The organism is Mesorhizobium sp. M7A.F.Ca.US.005.03.2.1 (assembly GCF_003997795.1).
GTDB classification, from domain to species: Bacteria; Pseudomonadota; Alphaproteobacteria; order Rhizobiales; family Rhizobiaceae; genus Mesorhizobium; species Mesorhizobium ciceri.
The window spans coordinates 1-1954 of sequence record NZ_RZRP01001031.1; the positions used below are offsets into that span (position 1 = coordinate 1).

The window sequence follows — 1954 nt, forward strand, 5'->3', positions numbered from 1 at the left end:
GTGCAGGCTTCCTCGCAGGGCGCGGGGCAGATGCGGCCGGTGAACTCCGGGAAATTGTTGGTCGAATGCAGGTTGCGGATCGCGTTGTCCCAGTCGCCATTGTAGACGAGGTCGTTCCAGTCTGGAATCTGGTTGTGGATCGGGCAGCCGGTCGGCCCGTGACAGAACGGAATGCCGCAATCCATGCAGCGCGCGGCCTGTTTCTCGACCTCCTTGTCAGACATCGGCAGCGTGAACTCGCGGAAATGCCGGATGCGGTCTGAGGCCGGCTGGTACTTGTGCACCTGCCGGTCGATTTCGAGAAAGCCTGTTACCTTGCCCATAGTCCAGTTCCTGCTGTCCAGATGGTGCGGTTTTCGCCGCACCCGTTAACCCCTTGAGGCAGCCATGGCAACCTTGCGCCGGAGGTCAAACTGTCGATGAAGATGGGCCGGGAAGCCTGGGCTCCCCGGCCATTGCAAAGCCTATTCCGCCGCAACGCCCATGCGCATGCGTTCCATCTCGATCAGGGCGCGGCGGTATTCGACCGGCATGATCTTGCGGAACTTCGGCCGGAACGTCGCCCAGTCGTCGAGAATCTCGCGACCACGTACCGACCCGGTGTAGTGCACATGGTTCGAGATCAGCTGGTAGAGCCGCTCCTCGTCATGGCTGGGCATGTCGCCGGAGACATCGACGCGGCCCTTGTGGTCGAGGTCGCCGCCATGGCGCAGCAGCCTTTCCATCAGATCGTCTTCTTCCGGAACCGGCTCCAGCTCGACCATCGCCATGTTGCAGCGCTCGGCGAAATCGCCCGCCTCGTCGAGCACGTAGGCGACGCCGCCAGACATGCCGGCGGCGAAGTTGCGGCCGGTCTTGCCGATGACGACGACGATGCCGCCAGTCATGTACTCGCAGCCATGATCGCCGACGCCTTCGACGACGGCGGCGACGCCCGAATTGCGCACGGCGAAACGCTCGCCGGCGACGCCGGCGAAATAGGCCTCGCCCTCGGTTGCGCCATAGAGCACCGTGTTGCCGACGATGATGGATTCAGCCGCGACGATCTTGGCCTCTTCCGGCGGCCGAATGACGATACGTCCGCCCGACAGGCCCTTGCCGACATAGTCGTTGCCGGCGCCGATAAGCTCGAACGAGATGCCGCGCGCCAGGAAGGCGCCAAAGGACTGGCCGGCAGTGCCGGTCAGCTTCACCGATATCGTATCCTCGCGCAGGCCCTTGTGCTTGAAGCGCTTGGCCACTTCGCCCGACAGCATGGCGCCCGCGGAGCGGTCGACATTGCGGATATCGACCTCGATCTTGACCGGCAGCTTGCTCTCGAGCGCCGGCTTGGCCAGTTCGATCAGCTTGCGGTCGAGCACGTCGTCGATCGGGTGCTTCTGCCGCTCGGTCCAGTGCACCGCTTCATGCGGCGCATCCGGCTTGAAGAACATCTTCGAGAAATCGAGCCCGCGCGCCTTCCAGTGCACGATCAGGTCGCGCTTTTCCAGAAGATCGGTGTCGCCGATGATCTGGTCGAGATGGGTGTAGCCCATCTCGGCGAGCAGCTCCCTCACCTCTTCCGCGACGTAGAAGAAGAAGTTGATGACATGCTCGGGCGTGCCCTTGAAGCGCTTGCGCAGCACCGGATCCTGCGTCGCGACGCCGACCGGACAGGTGTTGAGATGGCATTTGCGCATCATGATGCAGCCGGCCGCGATCAGCGGTGCGGTCGAGAAGCCGAACTCGTCGGCGCCGAGCAGCGCCCCGATGATGACGTCGCGCCCTGTGCGCAAGCCACCATCGACCTGCAGCGCAACGCGCGACCGCAAGCCGTTCAGCACCAGCGTCTGGTGTGTCTCGGCAAGGCCCATTTCCCACGGGCTGCCGGCATGCTTGAGCGAGGTCAACGGCGAGGCACCGGTGCCGCCGTCATAGCCAGAGATGGTGATGTGGTCGGCGCGCGCCTTGGCGA

Annotated in this window: 1 protein-coding gene and 1 pseudogene; both read right to left on the reverse strand. The window is 64.0% G+C overall.

The genetic code is table 11. The annotated features are described in order from the left end of the window. Positions 1-323, reverse strand: a pseudogene (gene gltD / locus EN991_RS34165) (glutamate synthase); the annotation flags it as partial. Positions 324-464: 141 nt separating this feature from the next. Next, positions 465-1954, reverse strand: a 1490-nt coding sequence (locus EN991_RS34170; protein WP_245461156.1) for a glutamate synthase-related protein, incomplete at its 5' end; no start/stop codon positions are given.